This window comes from Clostridium sp. AM58-1XD (assembly GCF_003464085.1).
In the GTDB taxonomy this organism is placed as follows: domain Bacteria; phylum Bacillota; class Clostridia; order Lachnospirales; family Lachnospiraceae; genus Lachnoclostridium_A.
Map to the genome: position 1 here is coordinate 41,131 of NZ_QSDR01000010.1, position 19,127 is coordinate 60,257.

Genomic DNA, 19,127 nt, shown 5'->3' on the forward strand with positions numbered 1-19,127 from the left:
CGACTACTCCTGCGGGAAAAACGTGAGCGGATATGTTTTTATTACCGCCCCTGTATCCACATTGATAATTTCCAGTTCTCCTGTCTGTACGCCAGGTGCTCCCTCAATATTTGAGAAGCTGATCGGCAGAAGAGTGGAACCTGTGATTTCCGTAGCAGGCATAAGCGGGGTATACTCAGGCGCCCCATTTACAATCTGTTTCAGCCTGATCGTCACTTCCAAGCTGACACTTCCCGAACCCGGACCTACAAGCGTACTCAAATCATATGTTTCATTAATAGCTGCCACGTAACGCACCCTGTTTTCCGTCGGTCCGCTGCTGACCACATAGCCGATGGCACTTCCTCTTGCGATAGCCGTACCTGCCGGGGCCTCCTGATTCATGACAGAGCCCTTCGGAACGGTATTGCTGGTGTCTACATTGGTGGTGCCTGGAACGAGTCCGGCTTCAGCGAGAAGTGCAATTGCTTCTTCCTCTGTTTCACCAACAAGATTCGGAACCGTGGTCATGGCATTCTCCGAACCGTTGCTGACGACCAGCACGACGCTTTCTCCCTCCGCCGCTTTCTCCGGAGAAAACCGGATTACTTTTCCCTGTTCAATGCTTTCGCTGTTCTCCCGCTCGATGGTAACCGCCAGCTTCTTATCTGTGAGGAGCTGGGCCGCCTCAGCTTCGTCCATTTTTTCCAGTCCCAGCTCCATCAGATTGATCTTGCCGGAACCTTTGCTTACTATGACATAGACGGTGGAGTATTTTTCCACGCTGCTTCCTGCTGCTTTTTCCTGTGATATGACGATGCCTTCGTCAATTTCTTCCGATTCCTGATATTCTCTGACCTTCATGACGAGATTTTTCTCTTTTAACTTCGCTTCCGCTTCATCAATCGTAAGTCCCTCAACAGGGGGCATCTCGGTCTTTGTATCGTCCATAGCCTCAGATGTCTCCTCCACCGCCACGGTCGTCTTGTCGTCCTTCGTGAATCCCATTTTAAACAGGCCTCCAACTTTGGCAAACAGAAAGATAAGACCTGCCACGAATAAAATGGCTACAAAAATCCCCAAACCTGTCAGAATCTTCTCGATCTGTGGATTGACATCTTCTTCATCATCCACTTTCCGCTTTCGCTTTGAATTCTGTTTTTTCTTTGTTCCTCTGACCGGTTCCTCACGATATGCCCTGGCCGGCTCATCCTCAAACGGAAGTTTGATTTCCGGTTCTGCAGCAGGGGCCTGGTCAGGCTGATGCTTTTGTCTCTCCTCAGTATGCGCCGGACCTTCCGTCCTGGTGACCTCTGAAACATAAGGTACCGCAGCTTCCCCATCCTTTTTCCCGCTGCCCTGACGAATCTGTGCAAGTTCTTTTTCACTGATCGTAACGGTTGCGGCCGTCGTATCGATTCCCGGTACCATTTTAACAAAATCCACATCTGGCTCAATCAGGGCATGGCGCAGGTCATTAATCACTTCGACCGCCGTGTTATAGCGAAATTCCGGCTTCTTCTCCGTACTTTTGAGAATTATCTTTTCCAGACTGACCGGAATTTTAGAATTATACGTTCCCGGAGGCGTAATCGGTTCTTCCAGGTGAGCCAGAGCCACGGTTACCGTATTATCGCCTTCAAAAGGCACGCGCCCCGTAATCATCTCATACATGGTAATTCCCAGGGAATAGATATCGCTTCTCGCGTCGCTGTATCCGCCTCTCGCCTGTTCGGGAGAAATATAATGCACGGAACCGATCGCAGTTGTGCTCATCGTCTGGGAAGAGACAGCCTTAGCTATGCCAAAATCAGTGACCTTCACCTTTCCGTCTCGTGATATAATAATATTCTGCGGCTTTATATCCCTGTGAATGATATTCTGGTCATGAGCCGCAGCAATTCCCTGAGCGACCTGAATTGCAATTCCAATCGTCTCCTGGACGTCCAGATGGCCTTTTTTAGCGATATAATTCTTAAGAGTGATCCCTTCTACCAGTTCCATCACAATGTAGTGCAGGACGCCTTCATCAACAACGTCGTATACACTGACAATATTCGGATGGGCAAGTCTTGCAGCAGACTGGGCCTCCATTTTAAATTTACTTATAAATCCCTCATCGGAACAGAATTCTTCCTTTAAAACCTTGACAGCGACCATTCGGTTCAGCTTGTGGCATTTCGCTTTATAAACGTCAGACATGCCGCCGGAACCAATCCGCTCCAGGATTTCATATCTGTCCTGAAGGAATACTCCAGCTCTCAGCATATGTTCACCTCGCTTATCCGGGGCTCGATCAGAATGACTGCGATATTATCCCGTCCCCCTTTTTCATTGGCTGTCCCGATCAGCTTCTCCGTCTTTTCCTTAAGACTCCTGTCCGACGATACGATCTGCTCGATTTCCGAATCGTCCAGCATATTTGTAAGGCCGTCGGAACACATCAGAAGGCAGTCATGCTCCTCCAGGGTAATTTCAAAAAAATCCGCCTCTACGTGCGCCTGAGTCCCCACCGCTCTCGTAATAATATTTTTCTTTCTCTGGTAATCCTCACTGCCGCGCTTCATCCTGCCAAGCAGAACCATCTCTTCTACATAAGAGTGATCCCTCGTAATCTGGTTCGCTCTTCCGTCACGGATCAGGTACATTCTGCTGTCCCCGACGTTGGCTACGTTTAAATTGCTGCCTTCTATGGAAGCCGCTACCAGTGTGGTTCCCATTCCGCTTAAATCTTCATTTTTCAAAGCCTCTTGGTAAAGTTTTCCGTTGACTGTACGGATTCCTTCTTTCAGAATTGTTATCTCATTCTCACCCTCGGCCTCTTTTACGTAGTTTACCAGATTCTCCACGAGAAACCTGGAAGCATAATCGCCAGCCTTGTGACCGCCCATTCCATCTGCAACTATGTAAAGATTTTTGAGCTTTCCCACAGGCTCCGGTGAAGAAAAGATATAGTCCTGGTTGATCTTTCTGACCTTTCCCACATCTGTCATGGCACAAGCCTTCATTTCCTCACCCCTCCTTTTTCTCAATATAACTTTTTCTTAGCTGGCCGCAGGCACCATTGATGTCACGGCCCATTTCCCTTCTAATGGTAACATTTATCCCGTTTTTTTCAAGGTAATTTTTAAATTCCTCAATCGCTTCTCTACCGGACTGCACGTAGTCCCTCTCTTTGATCGGATTGACCGGAATCAGGTTTACATGGCCGTTCTGATGCCGGATCAGCTTAACAAGCGCCTTCGCCTCATTCAGATTGTCATTGACCCCTTTCACCAGGCTGTACTCAAAAGTCAGCCTCCGGCCCGTCTTTTCAAAATATTCGCTGCACGCTTCCATGACCTTTGACAACGGATAGCTGTTAGCGACAGGCATGAGCGTTTTTCTCACTTCATCATTCGGAGCATGCAGGGATAAAGCCAGGGTTATTGCCAGGCCCTCTTCCGCCAGACGGCGGATTCCGGGAACGATTCCGCAGGTTGATACTGTAATGTTTCTCTGGCTGATATTCAGACCGCCTTCCGATGTCAGCAGGCGGATAAAACGGATCAGATGATCATAATTATCCATTGGCTCACCGGATCCCATCACCACCACATTCGAGACTCTTTCTCCCGTGTCCTTCTGTATCTGGTAAATCTGGTCCAGCATCTCAGATGGGAGAAGATTTCGTTCCAGACCATCCAGGGTAGAAGCACAAAAACGGCACCCCATCCTGCATCCTACCTGAGAGGATATGCAGACAGAGTTGCCATGTTTATATTTCATCCATACGCTTTCAATTACATTGCCGTCAGAAAGGCGGAACAGGTATTTTCTCGTCCCGTCTATGGCTGATACCTTTACCTCCACCTTTTTCAGTGCGGTGATAAAATAATTCTCCTTTAGCTTTTCCCTGAGTCCTTTGGAAAGATTTGTCATCTCGTCAAAATCATCCGCCAGTTTTTCATGCATCCACTGATAGATCTGTGTTCCGCGGAAAGGCTTGTCGTGGAGAGCTTCTTCCACCTCGCGTTTCAGTTCCTCTATGGTAAATGATTTAATATCTTTCTTTTCGTTTCCACTCATCATTTTATGTATCCTGACTTTCTTTTTTCCGGAACAGGGAAATGAAAAAACCGTCGCAGAGATTTTTGTCGGGAAGCAGCTGTACAAATCCATCTTTGGCCGTCTCTTCCTCCACAGCGGCTCCCAGCCTTCCGGTCAGATCCACCGGATCAAAAGGATAACTCTCTGCAAACCATCTGGCATTCTCTTCGTTTTCCATGGTATTGACCGTACAGGTTGAATATACCAGAAGCCCGCCTGGTTTTACATATTCCTGAACCACGGAAAGCATCTGCCGCTGGAGCCCGGCCAGTTCCCTGATTCCTTCCAGAGAAGCATGGTATTTGATCTCCGGTTTTCTGCCGATAATCCCAAGTCCGGAGCACGGCAGATCAGCGATCACGATATCTGCCTTACCGATGGAATTCTCGTCACGTTCTAGGGCATCCCATACTTTTGTTTTCACATTTTTAAAGCCTGCCCGCTCGATATTCTCTTCAATCATCGCAACCTTCTGATCAGAGATATCCCTTACATCCACGGTTCCCGTGCCTGCCAGCATATCGGCAGATGGAGGCTCTTGCCTCCCGGTGCCCCGCAAACGTCAATGATATAATCCCCTTTTTTTGGTGAAGCCGCCAGGCCTACCAGGGAAGAACTCATATCCTGGACCTGAATCAGCCCTTTTTCAAAAGCCTCCAGACTCTCCAGATAATCGTATTTCTTGAGATAGATCAGATTATCATAACCTTCCGGGCACTCCGTCACAACATCCTGACTGTGCAGAGACATAAGGATTTCCTCTCTGGATGCCTTATTTAAGTTGCAACGGACCGTCGTCGATTTTTCTTCAAAGAAGGATTTGACGATGCTCTCTGTCCGTTTCGGACCATATTCTGCCGTCCACATGTCCAGAATCCATTGCGGCATGGAGTACCGCACGGAAAGGTCAGGCCATACGAATGTTCCCTTCTCTCTCGCTACCGTACGTAAAACACCGTTTACAAAGCCTTTCAGGCCAGCAAATTTTCTTTTAACCGCCAGTTTAACCGCCTCGTTGCAGACAGCCGAATCCGGCACCCTGTCCATATACAGAATCTGATATACGGACATCCGCAGAAGCGTTCGTATCAGCGGCTTCATTTTATTCACCTTTGTCTTGGAACAGGAATCCAGGACATAATCGATCTGTATCCTGTTTTCCAGCGTTCCTTCTACCGTCCTCGTTATAAAGGACCTTTCCTGCTTTGTCATATACTGATATTTATTCAAAGCCTGGTTCAAAACTACATGGCTGAACGCTCCCTTTTCGAGAATCTCCATCAGGATATCTAGTGCGATCTCTCTCTCGTTTTCCGTCTTCATGTCTCTTGCCGACTTTCCTGCAGGCTTCCCGTACCTATTTACAGCCGCTCTATTCTTTACTGCCGTTCTATTTTCCATTATTATTAAGCCTTCCTAATCCCTGTTTCGGTTTCCGAACAGAATGACAAGCCTCAGCAGCTGAAGAATACTTGCCGCCGCCGCTGCTACGTATGTCAGAGCCGCCGCCCCCAGAACTTTTCTCGTCCCGTCCACTTCTTCCCCTCTCAAAATCCCCTGTGAATCCAGAAGGGCAACGGCGCGACGGGATGCATTGAATTCCACCGGCAGTGTAATGAGCTGAAACAGTACCGCCAGAACAAACATCCAGATTCCGAGTTCCAGCAGGAAAGGAATGCTGACAAGCAGCCCGATTAAAATCAGAGGCCATGAAAGCCGGCTGCCCAGACTGGCTACCGGTACGAAAGCCGACCTTATGCGCAGAGGGGAATACCCCTGATTGTCCTGCATGGCATGACCGCACTCATGAGCTGCAACACCAATAGCCGCAACGGATGAGGAACTGTATACATCTTCTGACAGATTGACGGTCTTTGACCTGGGATCATAGTGATCAGTCAGTTTGCCTCTGACGGAGCGGACGGTCACATCGTAAATCCCCTGTGAATGAAGCAGTCTTTCTGCCGCCTGGGCCCCTGTCATTCCGGTCATGCTTCTCATTCTGGAATACTTTGCAAATGTCGTATTCACCCTGGAAGATGCCCAAAAGGACAGTACTGCCCCGATCAGAACCAGAATCATCGTCGGATCAAAATAAAATCCATACCCCATTCCATATCCCCCATAGTATCCCATTGCCGCAGTAAAACTCATTTATGACGATCTCCTTTCAAGTACAGTGCCCTTTTCTACTGAGTATCCCCTGAGAAAGGACATAATATCCATCCGTTTCTTTCCTTCCAGCTGAAGTTCCCTGATCGACAGAGAACCCCTGCCCGTCTGTACGATGAGCGCTGTTCCCGTTGCCTCTGCAATTGTGCCTGCCGGAACACCGTATTCTTTATCCATTACATCTGCCGACCAGATTTTCATCGTTTTTCCGCCAAGGCATGTATATGCGCTGGGCCACGGATTCAGACCGCGGATCAGGCGCTCAATAGCGGGCGCATCCATCGACCAGTCGATGTCGCCCAATGATTTTTTCAGCATTTTCGCATAGCACGTTCCCTCATCGGATTGAGGTGTGCCCTTAAGTTCACCCTTTTCCAGCTTTTCCAGCGTAGAAAGAATCAGTTCTCCCCCAATGGCAGACAGCTTATCATGAAGCTTCCACCCGTCTCCTGATCATCGATGGGAACTACGGTACGTTCCAGCATATCACCGGTATCCAGTCCCTCGTTCATATACATGGTAGTAATTCCCGTCTCTTTCTCTCCGTCGATGATTACCCACTGAATCGGAGCTGCGCCGCGGTATTTCGGCAGCAGAGAAGCATGTATATTGATGCATCCATATTTCGGAATCTCCAGAACCGATTTCGGCAGAATCTGGCCAAAAGCCACTACCACAATCACATCCGGTTTGATTTCTTTTAAAATCTCCAAAAATTCCAAAGCCCTGACCTTTTCCGGCTGATAGACTGGAATTCCAAGTTCTATGGCCTTTTCTTTCACCGGCGTCATCAGGACGGCCTTCCCTCTTCCTTTCGGCTTATCCGGCTGAGTTACGACGGCGGCCACCTCGTGACCTGCTTCCGTCAGCCTTACAAGTGCCGGTACGCTGAAATCCGGTGTTCCCATAAATACAATACGCATACTATTCTTCATCCTCTCCTGCTGGATCCACATCCTCTAATTCGCCCTCAACGAGTTCCACATAGAGCTGTCCTTCCAGATGGGCACACTCGTGCATATGGCTCTTGCCAGAAGTCCTTCGCCCTCCAGCTCATATGGCTGCATCTGCTCGTCAAACGCCTTTACCTTTACGTAATTCGGCCTCGTCACGATGCCGGATTTGCCCGGCACGCTCAGACAGCTTCATGACCGGTCTGGCTTCCGCTCGTTTCAACAATCTCCGGATTGATAAGTACGTACTGATTGCCGTCCTCCACATCAATCGTCACGACACGGCGCAGGATCCCGACCTGTGAAGCGGCAAGTCCGACTCCGTTCTGTTCATACATCGTTTCGAACATGTCATTGATCAGCTCCGTAATACGGGGCGTTATTTCTTTCACTTCTTTGCATTTTTTTGTTAAAATTTCATCTCCGATTGTTCTGATCTGTCTGATAGCCATAATTGTCTTACCTTCAATCCTTTCCCTGTCTTTCTCACTGCCGGGCTCCATGTAAAATCCAGCGCAGTTTCTTATAAGCCTTCTGGTTCTTACCTGAATCACCCTCATGAAATATCATACTGGACCTGAACATATGGTTCCCATGACGTTCCCTTTCCATGCTCATCCAGATAATTTCTGATTTTTATTAGTATATCATAATTTTCATGCTTAATATATAAAATTTTTCTGTATATATCATTAACTTTGTATACAGGAGCCTCTGCCGGCCCTGTAATTTCAGGCGTTTCCCCTGTGTCCGCCGCCCATTTCTCCACAGCCTTTACAGCAGAATCCATTCCCTGGTTCAGGGTACGTTCTGAAGAAGAAGCCATGAATACCGTGAAAAGGCCTGTAAACGGAGGATATTTCAAAAGCCTCCTGTATGCCTCCTCCTGCCTGTAGAATGTCTCGTAATCCTGAACGGCAGCAGCTGTAATGCTGTAATGTTCCGGCTGATAGGTCTGTATAACCACACGGCCCGCTTCCCTTCCCCGGCCTGCTCTTCCTGCCGCCTGAGTAAGCAGCTGAAACGTCCTTTCACACGCCCTGTAGTCCGGCATATAAAGGGACAGGTCGGCGGCCATGACTCCAACCAGCGTAACATTTGGAAAATCGTGACCTTTTACGATCATCTGGGTGCCGATCAGAATATCCGCCTCTCCGGCCGCAAAAGAAGTGAGTATTTCTTCATGACCGCCCTTTTTCGAGGTGGTATCCATATCCATTCTCAGCACGCGGGCGGCAGGAAACATTTTCCTTGTCATCTCTTCCAGCTTCTGGGTGCCGGTTCCAAATCCTGCGATATAAGGAGAACCGCAGGAAGGGCACTTATCAGGCATGGAAACCCGGTAGCCGCAGTAATGGCAGACCAGACTTCCCTTTCCCCTTCCGGAGTGAAACGTCATGGAAACGTCGCAGTGAGGGCATTTGACCGCCTCTCCGCAAGATCTGCAGGAAACAAAGCTGGAGTATCCCCGCCGGTTGATAAACAGCATAGCCTGCTCCCCTTTTGCCAGCCTGTCCTCCATCAACGTCTGAAGCCGGCGGCTGAAAATTGACCTGTTCCCTTCCCTCAGTTCTTCCCGCAGATCGACCACCTCGACCTCCGCCAGGCGGCTTTCTTCCTTCGCACGCTCTGTAAGCGTCAAAAGCTTATATTCCCCTGACAATGCTTTTTGATATGCTTCCACGGAAGGGGTGGCCGACCCCAGAACAACGCTTGCTTTATTCATGGCCGCCCTCTTTACCGCCGTTTCCCTTGCATGATATCTGGGGGAAATCTCGCTCTTGTATGCCCCTTCCTGTTCTTCGTCGATCACGATGAGCCCCAGGCTGCGGAAAGGCGTAAACAATGCTGATCTGGGGCCGATCATAATGCTGATCTCACCGTTTTTTGCCCGTTCAAACTGATCGTACCGTTCTCCCGCCGACAGCCTGGAATTGATGATCGAGACCCGGTTTCCAAACCTGCGGTAAAACCGCATGACGGTCTGATACGTAAGGGCGATTTCGGGGATCAGCACAATAACCTCTTTTCCCTGATCCAGAATTTCTTCCATCATGGCCATATATACTTCTGTTTTTCCGCTTCCTGTGATTCCATGAAGCAGATACGTCCCCCTGATCCCCTTCCTGTAATCGTCCAGAAATGTATGGACTGCCGCCTGCTGCTGTCCATTCAGCTCTGTGCGGACTTTCTGCCTGCCCCAGTCCTCTACCGGATTGCGGTAAACGGTTTCCCGTACGATTTCAATGATTCCCCGGTCTTCCAGCGGTTTCAACGTGGCCGGAGAAAGACTCATCTGGCGCAAGGCCAGGTCATATGGAATCTCATCCATATCTTTGAAAGCTTCCAGAAGACGTGTTCTGGCCCTGTAATGCTTCCTCTCCGCCTCCTGCTTCTCTTTTTCCAAATCTGTATAACTTAAAAGGCAGCGGATCGTTTTCTTCTCCGCTGCTTTTGTTTTCTGTTTTACCGGCAGAACGGTTTTCAGCGCCTGGTTCATAGTAGAACCGTACCGTTCCTTCATCCACCATGCCAGCTCAATCAGCTGTGATTCTGCTGTTACGCTTCCCGATACGATTCCCTCAATCTCTTTTATTTTATTCCTGTCATATTCTGCCCTGTCCGTCACCTCGACCACATACCCGGTGCGGAGATGATTTCCTGCGCCAAACGGTATGGATACCCTGGTCCCCGACTGAATCTGTCCTCTTAATGAATCCGGAATTCTGTACTGAAAGGGACGGTCTACTTTTTCATGAGATATATCGATAATGACATTGGCAAATTCTCCTGTCATTTAAATCACCTGATTCTTCTTTCCTGCAAACTGAGCAGCAATCGTCCCCAATTTCATGGAGTTCGAGCCTTTCAAGAGTACGCAGTCTCCCGCTGTCAAAAAGCCTTCCAAAAAGGCCGTCATAGTTTCTCTTTCATTTTCGGAGAAACGGCGGATGACGAGGCGTCCGTTTTCGCCTGCCTCCATTGCCGCACCTTCCGCAATCTCCCCTGCCAGCTCTCCATATGTAATCAGCACATCGACCGGCTGTTCTGCCAAATAAGCGCCTACTTCTCTATGAAACTGCACTGTATCTTCTCCCAGTTCTTTCATATCAGCCAGAACAGCGATCTTACGCCGTCCCTCTTTCAGAGCACACAGTACGTTGATTCCGGCTTTCATGGATACCGGGCTTGCATTATACGTATCGTCTATCACTGTAATTCCATGATTTCTGTATATCTGCTGACGGTTTTTAAAACCGGTAAAACAGCCCACGCTCTCTGCCGCCGCCTCCATTGAAAGCCCGGCTTCGCAGGCTGCAGCGATCGCAGCCATAGCGTTCAGCACGTTATGGCTTCCAAGGACCTGCAGCTGTACTGGCACTTTTTTATCCTTATAAACAGCCAGAAAAGAAGGACAGCCGCCCTCTTCGTTGATATTCTCAGCGCGGTAATCACAGTTTTTTCCTGTTCCGTAATATATGGTTCTATAGCCGTCACGCGCCTTCGTCACCTTCAGTAAATCATCATCTCCGTTCAGGAGGAGAATCCCGCCTGCCTCCAGCCCGTCCTGTATGGTCAGCTTTTCTCTGTATATATTTTCTCTGGAACCGAGCTGTTCAATATGAGTGATCCCGATGTTTGTGATCAGAGCCATCGTCGGCCTTGCAATCCTGGCAATTTTCGTCAGCTCTCCAGGCTCGCTCATTCCAAGCTCAATTACCGCAGCTTCATCTGAAGAGCAGATCTCCGACATCGTAATCGGCACACCTACCTGGCTGTTGGAATTTCCAGGAGTCTTAAAGACCTGAAATCCCGCCGAAAGCGCCGCCGCAACCATTTCCCGCGTCGTTGTTTTTCCAACGCTTCCCGTAATTCCTATGACCGGAATGGAAAGACGCGCCCTGCAGTAAGAACCGACTGCCTGAAGTGCTTCCCGTGTATCGGGAACGCCGATCCATGCCGTTTTACAGCTGCCTTCCCCATTCAGCTTTACCATGGCCTTTTCGGCCTCTTCTCCTGTATGTTCACTTGTAAAAACAGCACCTGCTCCGCTTCGAATCACCTGTTCTAAAAAGCGGTGGGCGTCTACCTTTTCACCGATGATGGGAACGAACAGATCGCCTTCCTCCACCTGCCTGGAATCCAGCTTAATGCGGGACAGAAGCGTTTCTTCTTCCCCGAAAAGGAGTTTTCCCCCTGTCGCTTTCAATATGTCTTTCACTCTTATCTGTTCCATGGCATCCGTCACCTCAAAATCGTTATAATTTTTTTACTGTTTCTTCAATTACTTCCCGGTCGAGGAAATGAGTTCTCACGCCGTTCATTTCCTGATAGTCCTCATGGCCTTTCCCAATAATCGCGATCATATCTCCCGGCTCTGCATGGAAAATGCTGTACTCAATCGCCTCTCTCCTGTCGGGAATTTCGATAAATGATCCTCCTGTAGGTTCCAGTGCACTCCTGATATCCGCAATGATATCCTCAGTCTTCTCGAATCTGGAATTATCTGCCGTAATAATGCACAAATCCGCCATCCGTCCGCCGATCTCGCCCATGGAATATCTCCTATCCTTAGCGCGGTTTCCGCCGCAGCCAAAGACGCAGACGAGGCGTTTCGGATGATAGGCACGGAGCGTCGTCAGCAGACTTTCCATGCTGACCGCATTATGGGCGTAATCAACGATCACCGTACATAACGCAGAACTGTAAACCGTCTCCATACGGCCGTTGACCGTAACGGTCTGAAGCGCTGATTTGACCGCCTCATCACCGACCTCCATAAGCGCTGCCATGGCGACGGCAGCCAGAGCATTGTGCACATTAAACATACCCGGCATTCCCAGTTTCACATCCAGCGCCTTTTCTTTTATCTTTACATCGAATTCCATTCCTACAAAACCAGGCTCCGCTACGTGGCGGACATCAGAGGCGGCAAAGTCTGCCTCAGCTTCCACCCCGAAGGACCACAGGGGACATGCGGCTTCTCTGATGATGTCGGCGGCATGTTCGTCGTCCTTATTGTAAATTCCCTTCCTGCACATGTGGAATATTCGTGATTTGTAGTACAGGTACTCATTAAAATCAGCGTGTTCATCCGGCCCGATGTGATCCGGGGAAATGTTGGTAAACACACCGTAGTCAAAGACGATTCCATCCGTCCTGTGCATCTTGATCCCCTGAGAGGATACCTCCATAATCACATAATCACAGCCGGCCTCTGCCATTTTATAAAAATACTCCTGAAGCTCGTATGACTCCGGCGTTGTATTCCTGGTAGGGAACACCTCTTCTCCGATCACCGCTCCCGTCGTACCGATCATACCCACTTTTTTCCCCGCGGCTTCAAGTACGGCCTTCATCATGTGGGTCGTCGTCGTCTTTCCCTTCGTACCCGTTACACCGACGGACACCATCTTCTTCAACGGGTATCCAAAACGCGCTGCTGAAAGAAGAGCAAGGGCGTTTCTGGAATTCTCTACCCGAATTGCAGTGATTCCCTCCGGAACCGGTACATCTTCCTCTACCACGAGCACCTTCGTCCCTGCGGCCGCCACATCCGGTATAAAAGTATGAGAATCTGTTTTTGTTCCCTTCATACAGACGAACACACATCCAGGACCAGCCTTTCTGGAATCATAGATAACATCCGTCACCTCCTGTTCCAGATCTCCCTGGATCATTTCGTATGTAAGTTCATTAAGCCAATCGCTAAATTTCATTCTTTCCTCCATTCAACACAGGACGCCGTTTCCTGATCACGTTTCCCTTAAGTCAAAAAACCAGTCAGGAGCATTTCAACCGGCTCCCAACTGGAATCTTGCTTATATTATTACGGACAAAGAGTCCGGCCATACCGGACTCTTGCCCCGGAGCATGGGCGCCTCCGCGGCCATACCTAAAATAATCCGGTAATTACTCCGTCTTCATTGACATCAATATTATATGCAGCAGGAGCTTTTGGAAGTCCTGGCATAGTCATAATTGCTCCTGTCAGAACGACCACAAAACCGGCTCCGGCCGATACATAAACATCGCGGACGTTGATATCAAATCCTGTCGGACGTCCCAGCTTTGCCTGGTCGTCAGACAGGGAATACTGCGTCTTTGCCATACAGACCGGAAGGTTTCCAAATCCCATATCCGTCACTTTCTTTAACGCACGTTCTGCAGCAGGCGTATAGGTTACGCCGTCTGCTCCATAAATCTCAACAGCTACTGTATTGATTTTGTCTTTCAGGCTCATCTCATCCGGATAAATCGGTTTAAATTTGCTCTCCTTCGTCTCGAGGGTATGAAGCACCTTTTCTGCCAGGGCAACTCCGCCCTCTCCGCCTTTTGCCCATACTTCAGACAAAGCGAACTCACAGCCTCTGTCCTCGCAGAATTTCTTGATAAAAGCGTATTCTGCCTCCGTGTCGGTGATAAAGGAATTCAGGGTCACTACGACAGGAACCCCGTATTTCTGAATGTTTTCAATATGCTTTTCAAGGTTTACGATTCCCTTTCGAAGGGCCTCCAGATTTTCATTCTGAAGCTCTGTTTTAGGAACGCCGCCGTTGTATTTCAGCGCTCTGACCGTAGCAACGAGCACGACTGCGTCCGGTTTTAAGCCGGCCATTCTGCACTTGATGTCCAGAAATTTCTCTGCTCCCAGGTCTGCGCCGAAACCGGCTTCCGTAACGGTGATATCCGCCAGCTTAAGCGCCATTCTCGTCGCGCGTACACTGTTGCAGCCATGAGCGATATTTGCGAACGGTCCGCCGTGAACGAGCGCTCCAGTATGTTCCAGCGTCTGAATCAGATTCGGCTTGATCGCGTCCTTTAAGAGAGCCGCCATTGCGCCGACCGCATTCAGGTCTTTTGCCGTAACAGGTTCCCCTGCAAAATTATAAGCTACGATAATCCTGCCAAGGCGCTCTTTCAAATCTTTCATGTCATCTGCCAGACAAAGAATTGCCATGATTTCAGAAGCCACAGTGATTACGAAATGATCCTCTCTCACCATTCCGTCAGCCTTGGCTCCAAGGCCTACAACCACGTTTCTCAAAGCCCTGTCGTTCATATCCAGACAGCGTTTCCAAAGAATCTGCCTTGGATCGATCCCCAGCACATTTCCCTGCTGGATGTGATTGTCCAGAAGAGCCGCCAGAAGGTTGTTCGCAGATGTTATCGCATGGAAATCTCCCGTGAAATGGAGGTTTAAGTCTTCCATAGGAACAACCTGTGCATATCCTCCGCCGGCCGCTCCGCCTTTGATGCCGAAGCATGGTCCGAGTGACGGCTCCCTGAGAGCGATAATCGCCTTTTTGTTCAGCTTTGCAAAGGCCTGTCCCAGTCCGACACTCGTTGTGGTCTTTCCCTCTCCTGCCGGAGTCGGATTAATTGCCGTTACAAGAACGAGCTTGCCGTCCTTTCTGTCTTTAATCTTGTTCCACAGTTCCTCCGTGACCTTAGCTTTGTATTTTCCATAAAGCTCCAGATCGTCCTCGGTAATACCATAAGCTGCTGCTACATCCCTAATCGGCAGCATCTTTGCTTCCTGAGCAATTTCAATATCTGTCTTCATTTGTCTGGCCTCCTTGAATTTATTTATAACTGTCCAGGACGGCCTGAGCAGTTACGTTTGACCTACGGTCATTATAAACCATTCTGAATCATTTCGTCAAATTCTTCCATCGTCATCAGCACCTTTCTCGGTTTCGTGCCCTCTTCTTCACCGACAACGCCGGCTTCTGCCAGCTGGTCCATAATACGGGCAGCACGATTAAAGCCGATTTTGTACATTCTCTGAAGCATGCCGATGGATGCCTTTTCTTTTTCAATAATAAATTTTCCCGCCTGAACGAAATATTCATCTCTGTTTCCAGCTTTCTCCGGTCCGGGAACGCCAGGGGCGGCTATACTGCTCTCCACTTCACTGCTGTACTCTGCAGTCATTCCCTGATCCTTCAGGAAATCGACTACGTTCTGAACCTCGGAATCTGATACGAATGCCCCCTGTACACGCTGAGGCTTGGGATAACCGGACGGATAGAACAGCATATCGCCCTTTCCAAGAAGCTTTTCGGCTCCGTTCATATCGATAATGGTTCTGGAATCCACGCCGGAAGAAACGGCAAATGCGATTCGGGACGGCACATTGGCCTTAATCAGTCCCGTAATGACGTTGACGGACGGCCTCTGAGTTGCAATTACGAGATGAATTCCGGCCGCACGTGCCAGCTGGGCCAGACGGCAGATGGAATCTTCCACTTCACCGGGAGCAACCATCATGAGGTCGGCAAGCTCGTCTATAATAATGATAATCTGAGGAAGTTTCTTCGGCTTGTTTTCATCATCGATATCTTCGATGTTTTTAATCTTATCATTATAGCCCTTCAAATCCCGGACATTGTAATCCGCAAATTTCTTATAGCGGTCCGTCATCTCCGCCACCGCCCAGTTTAAGGCGCCGGAAGCCTTCTTCGGATCAGTAACGACCGGTATGAGAAGGTGCGGAATCCCGTTATAAACGCTTAATTCCACTACCTTGGGATCAATCATAATCAGCTTCACATCTTCCGGTTTAGACTTGAAAATAATGCTCATAATCAGTGTATTGATGCACACGGACTTACCGGATCCTGTCGCACCGGCAATCAGCAGATGAGGCATTTTTGCAATGTCTGTAACCACTACCTGGCCGCCGATGTCTTTTCCCACTGCAAAGGCCAGACGGGACGGATGCTTCTTAAAGTTGTCCGACTCCAGCAGGTCTCTGAGGAGCACGATGCTGTTTTCTTTATTGGGCACTTCAATGCCCACGGCAGCCTTGCCCGGAATCGGCGCTTCAATCCGGATATCCGCAGCAGCCAGGCTCAGCTTGATATCGTCGGTCAGACCTACAATTTTGCTCACCTTTACGCCTTGCTCAGGATGGAGCTCATACCGCGTTACGGACGGGCCGCAGCTGATATTTGTCACGGTGACGCCTACGCCGAAATTCTTAAGGGTCTGCTGAAGCTTAATCGCCGTTTCCTTGTACTCCCGGTCTGAAAATGCGCTGTTTCTACTTCCTTTTTTCAGCAGATCCAGCGTTGGGAATATATACTCCTTTTTTTCGATTTCCTTTACTTTATCTGCAATCTGATGTTCCACGCTTTCCCGGTCTTCCTCGGCAGCTGTTTCCCGTTTCTTTTCTACCTTCTTGCGGAGCATCTCCGTATCCGTCTCAATTATCTTGCCGCCTGCCGTCACAACTCGTCTTGTTCCTTCTTCAGCCGTAAATTCCTTCGTTTCATTCAGGCCCTTTTCCGGCGGCTCTGCCGGTATGGAACGGATAGACAAAAGTTCGTCCGGAGATATCATATCGTCGAAATCAGGATGGGCCATGGTGACATGAACCTCCTCCGGCTGAATCTCCCAGGGTGCTTCCTCTTCTTCATATGTTTCCGGATCGTCCCGGCGTTCTTCTTTCGGCCGATCCGCCGCCTGGTCTTCATCGTGCTTCACCGGCTCTTCCGTTTTGCTGACCGCCGTTCTCACTTCTTCCAGCTCGTCCGCATCAAACGGAACTGTATCTTCATCAAATTCAGCCGGCGGTGTAATCTTTCCAGTAAATACATCCGCCTGGTCGGTCCGGGTTCCCCCTGATGTGCCGTCACCATGAGCCGCGAGGTTTCCAGATGCAGGCGCACGCTTAAATTCTTCTCTGGAGGAACGGCGGAACGAACTTCTCTGTACTTCTTTTTTTCCTTCCAGGCGATCATTTAAACTGCCAAGCTCATCGCCAGGTTCCAAATCCAGCGCCTCATCATAATCGTCATTATAATCATCGTCGTATTCATAATCGCCGTCCGGATATCCCCCTGCATCCAGCGCAGTGGCATCCAGATTGACTCCGCGCACTCTGTTTTCTTCTCTGATCCTGCGCCTCTCTTCCTGACGCTCCGCATGGATTTCTTTTCTCCTGTCGAAATCTTCTTTCGCATACTGACAAGCTTTGCTGCCTCCGCTTTTCACGAAAGACACGAGTGACTTTTCTGTTATCAGTACGGTACAGATGGCAAAAAGAACCGCCAGTACCAGATAAGATCCAACCGTTCCTAAAAGGCCTGTCAGCCCGGCGGCAATTGCTCCGCCGACTATTCCGCCTCCTGCTCCAGATTTGGAGGAGGCCTGATAGCACGCTGTAATCTTCCCGCCCTCTTCCAGCGGAATGCCGAAAATAAGCTGTGCAAAAGCGCACAACACAAGAATGGCGCAGATTACTGCCCCCATTTTCATCATCGCTCTTGGATTTTCTCTGTTTGCTATGTAAAAACATGTCCCCACAAATAACAGCAGCGGGGCAATGAAGCCAACGGATCCGAAGATCCCCAGCTGAACACTCCTCAGGAAATCTCCGAATACTCCGCACAGATGAAAGTTGCTTAAAAATAAAAGCACAGCCAGTGCAAAGGAAATGATAATCGCCACCTCGGATTGCAGAAATTCCGGCTGTTCCGGTTCCTTCCTCTTTGGAGGGCGGCCCCTCTTTCCTGTATTCGTCTTCGCTCTTGTGGATGTCGTCGTTTTTCGTTTTTTCGTTTCTGCCAATGTAATTCAAGCCTCCTACTTTTTGGAAATGGAAATAATCAGCTTTCGACAGAACTGCTTCTGTCACAGGAACTGTTTTCCATCCAAATCAGTATACAAAATATTTCGCAGAATTGCAATCACCTCATTCAAGGTGTTTGAGAAGTATTGTCGGATATGCTATAATCTATATGAAGGATATATTGTTTCTATGTTGAAAGAGAAAGGGGGTACCATATGGATTATCTCAAATATACGATAAAAGCTGCCCAGGGTACAATTAGTATAGGCGGTAAGGTAATTGATGCTTATAACATGGAAATGCTGGTTAATCAAATTTATGATCAAATATATGATGTTTATTTCGACATTGCAAGAAGTCATTTAAAAGCTGCCGAAGAATCCATGAAGGCCAGCCAAAAGAGCAATCATCCGGAACAGGAGTTCTTTGCTGCGATTCACCATCTGTATGATTCTTTTGAAGTGCTGCAGCCGCTCCTTACAAAGACAAGAACATATAAATCGCTAATTTTCTTCACTACGACCGAGGATGTGGTGAAAGATAAGATCAAAATTTATAATCCCTGTTTCAAAATCTGCGCACTTATATTTATGCTTTACCATATTTTAGAGGAAAAAAATAATGCAAACGATTGGGAGAATAAATTCTATTTCTACAAAGAGAAAGTCCAGGACGATAACCGGAATAAATATGGGGGTAGTTTTTGGGTAGGAAAGCGAGAAAGCTGTAAGTGTATTTATACCTGTTGGGAGTATCATCATATGGATTGGGATAAGACGTGCCTCATTGTTACAGTCAATATAAATGTGATTTAGAGAAATGTACGTCCTGTACAAAAAAATGCAGACATTATATAAAAGGCGATAAGATATTATATGATGATAGCAATGAAAAAATAAGTGATGTGCAGTATCAGAATTTAAGTGCTATTTCCAAAGATTTTGTCGATAGAACAGAAGAAGAACACAGGGATTATCGGGGATGGGGCGACGAGGTCGGCGAAATCTATGATGAATATGTAACTGTCACGTACTATATTACGGCTAAGGGAAAACAATTCAGGCGGGAACAGGAATTAAAATTCAAAAAAGATGTAGATGACTTTGTGTTCCATGTAGAGCAGAGGAATTACACAGAGGCTCAGACGGTATTGAATAGATTAATTTCTTACCAGTAACCGGTAGCAGGACCATTGCCATGGGGTATGAAGTCTTTTCCTATGACGGGAAAACAGCGAGATATGACAGAGGAATCCCCCTTATTAATGCGGCATTGAACTTAAAAAGGCTGGTAAAAGCGGTGTGAAAACGCTCCTTTTACCAGCCTTTTTTCGTCCATTCCATTCATAGATTCGA

13 protein-coding genes and 2 pseudogenes are annotated in these 19,127 nt (G+C 48.4%); 2 read left to right on the forward strand and 13 right to left on the reverse strand.

Annotated elements, in window-relative coordinates:
- Nucleotides 1–3 precede the first annotated feature (3 nt).
- From pknB to DXA13_RS07945, 13 genes and pseudogenes are all read right to left on the reverse strand, one after another.
- Entirely contained in the window at nt 4–2,247 is a 2,244-nt protein-coding gene (gene pknB / locus DXA13_RS07890) for a Stk1 family PASTA domain-containing Ser/Thr kinase (protein WP_118243169.1), read from the reverse strand.
- Nucleotides 2,241–2,987 carry a Stp1/IreP family PP2C-type Ser/Thr phosphatase gene (locus tag DXA13_RS07895; protein WP_118243171.1) on the reverse strand — a complete coding sequence of 249 codons (747 nt, stop codon included), beginning with the start codon at nt 2,985–2,987 and terminating at the stop codon, nt 2,241–2,243. Before DXA13_RS07895 ends, pknB begins: the two co-directional genes overlap by 7 nt.
- Before the next feature lie 4 nt (nt 2,988–2,991).
- Nucleotides 2,992–4,050 (reverse strand): 23S rRNA (adenine(2503)-C(2))-methyltransferase RlmN, encoded by a 1,059-nt coding sequence (gene rlmN, locus DXA13_RS07900; RefSeq protein WP_118243174.1) that lies wholly within the window; start codon nt 4,048–4,050, stop codon nt 2,992–2,994.
- A gap of 1 nt (nt 4,051) precedes the next feature.
- Complete coding sequence (locus DXA13_RS22940) at nt 4,052–4,588, reverse strand: hypothetical protein (protein WP_347559765.1); 537 nt, start codon at nt 4,586–4,588, stop codon at nt 4,052–4,054.
- The gene (locus DXA13_RS22945) at nt 4,558–5,469 is read right to left on the reverse strand and encodes a transcription antitermination factor NusB (RefSeq protein ID WP_347559766.1); all 912 of its coding nucleotides are present in this window, start codon (nt 5,467–5,469) and stop codon (nt 4,558–4,560) included. Before DXA13_RS22945 ends, DXA13_RS22940 begins: the two co-directional genes overlap by 31 nt.
- Nucleotides 5,470–5,484: 15 nt before the next feature.
- A complete protein-coding gene (locus tag DXA13_RS07910) occupies nt 5,485–6,222 on the reverse strand; it encodes a zinc metallopeptidase (protein ID WP_243009022.1) in 738 nt (245 codons plus the stop codon).
- Nucleotides 6,223–7,163, reverse strand: a pseudogene (fmt, locus tag DXA13_RS07915) (methionyl-tRNA formyltransferase). It abuts the gene before it with no gap.
- A gap of 1 nt (nt 7,164) precedes the next feature.
- Nucleotides 7,165–7,645, reverse strand: a pseudogene (def, locus tag DXA13_RS07920) (peptide deformylase).
- A 104-nt stretch (nt 7,646–7,749) separates the two neighbouring features.
- Nucleotides 7,750–9,990, reverse strand: a complete 2,241-nt coding sequence (gene priA, locus DXA13_RS07925; RefSeq protein WP_118243176.1) for a primosomal protein N' — start codon at nt 9,988–9,990, stop codon at nt 7,750–7,752.
- The gene (murF, locus tag DXA13_RS07930; RefSeq protein ID WP_118243179.1) at nt 9,991–11,430 is read right to left on the reverse strand and encodes a UDP-N-acetylmuramoyl-tripeptide--D-alanyl-D-alanine ligase; all 1,440 of its coding nucleotides are present in this window, start codon (nt 11,428–11,430) and stop codon (nt 9,991–9,993) included.
- 22 nt (nt 11,431–11,452) lie between these two features.
- Nucleotides 11,453–12,913, reverse strand: coding sequence for a UDP-N-acetylmuramoyl-L-alanyl-D-glutamate--2,6-diaminopimelate ligase (locus DXA13_RS07935; RefSeq protein ID WP_118243181.1), 1,461 nt, complete (start codon nt 12,911–12,913; stop codon nt 11,453–11,455).
- A gap of 176 nt (nt 12,914–13,089) precedes the next feature.
- Nucleotides 13,090–14,760: a formate--tetrahydrofolate ligase gene (locus tag DXA13_RS07940; RefSeq protein WP_118243184.1), complete on the reverse strand. Its 1,671-nt coding sequence runs from the start codon at nt 14,758–14,760 to the stop codon at nt 13,090–13,092.
- A gap of 71 nt (nt 14,761–14,831) precedes the next feature.
- The gene (locus DXA13_RS07945) at nt 14,832–17,771 is read right to left on the reverse strand and encodes a DNA translocase FtsK (protein WP_118243186.1); all 2,940 of its coding nucleotides are present in this window, start codon (nt 17,769–17,771) and stop codon (nt 14,832–14,834) included.
- A 216-nt stretch (nt 17,772–17,987) separates the two neighbouring features.
- Here DXA13_RS07945 and DXA13_RS07950 point away from each other — a divergent pair, with 216 nt between their 5' ends.
- Together DXA13_RS07950 and DXA13_RS07955 are read left to right on the forward strand one after the other, a co-directional pair.
- Entirely contained in the window at nt 17,988–18,587 is a 600-nt protein-coding gene (locus DXA13_RS07950; protein WP_118243188.1) for a hypothetical protein, read from the forward strand.
- An 89-nt stretch (nt 18,588–18,676) separates the two neighbouring features.
- On the forward strand, nt 18,677–18,949 hold the full coding sequence (locus tag DXA13_RS07955) for a hypothetical protein (protein ID WP_118243190.1): 273 nt from the start codon (nt 18,677–18,679) through the stop codon (nt 18,947–18,949).
- The last annotated feature ends 178 nt before the right edge of the window (nt 18,950–19,127 follow it).

Bases quoted from the DNA above. Each gene is read 5' to 3' on its own strand.
- pknB (WP_118243169.1), bottom strand. From the start codon at position 2,247: ATGCTGAGAGCTGGAGTATTCCTTCAGGACAGATATGAAATCCTGGAG.
- DXA13_RS07895 (WP_118243171.1), bottom strand. From the start codon at position 2,987: ATGAAGGCTTGTGCCATGACAGATGTGGGAAAGGTCAGAAAGATCAAC.
- rlmN (WP_118243174.1), bottom strand. From the start codon at position 4,050: ATGATGAGTGGAAACGAAAAGAAAGATATTAAATCATTTACCATAGAG.
- DXA13_RS22940 (WP_347559765.1), bottom strand. From the start codon at position 4,588: ATGCTGGCAGGCACGGGAACCGTGGATGTAAGGGATATCTCTGATCAG.
- DXA13_RS22945 (WP_347559766.1), bottom strand. From the start codon at position 5,469: ATGGAAAATAGAACGGCAGTAAAGAATAGAGCGGCTGTAAATAGGTAC.
- DXA13_RS07910 (WP_243009022.1), bottom strand. From the start codon at position 6,222: ATGAGTTTTACTGCGGCAATGGGATACTATGGGGGATATGGAATGGGG.
- priA (WP_118243176.1), bottom strand. From the start codon at position 9,990: ATGACAGGAGAATTTGCCAATGTCATTATCGATATATCTCATGAAAAA.
- murF (WP_118243179.1), bottom strand. From the start codon at position 11,430: ATGGAACAGATAAGAGTGAAAGACATATTGAAAGCGACAGGGGGAAAA.
- DXA13_RS07935 (WP_118243181.1), bottom strand. From the start codon at position 12,913: ATGAAATTTAGCGATTGGCTTAATGAACTTACATACGAAATGATCCAG.
- DXA13_RS07940 (WP_118243184.1), bottom strand. From the start codon at position 14,760: ATGAAGACAGATATTGAAATTGCTCAGGAAGCAAAGATGCTGCCGATT.
- DXA13_RS07950 (WP_118243188.1), top strand. From the start codon at position 17,988: ATGGATTATCTCAAATATACGATAAAAGCTGCCCAGGGTACAATTAGT.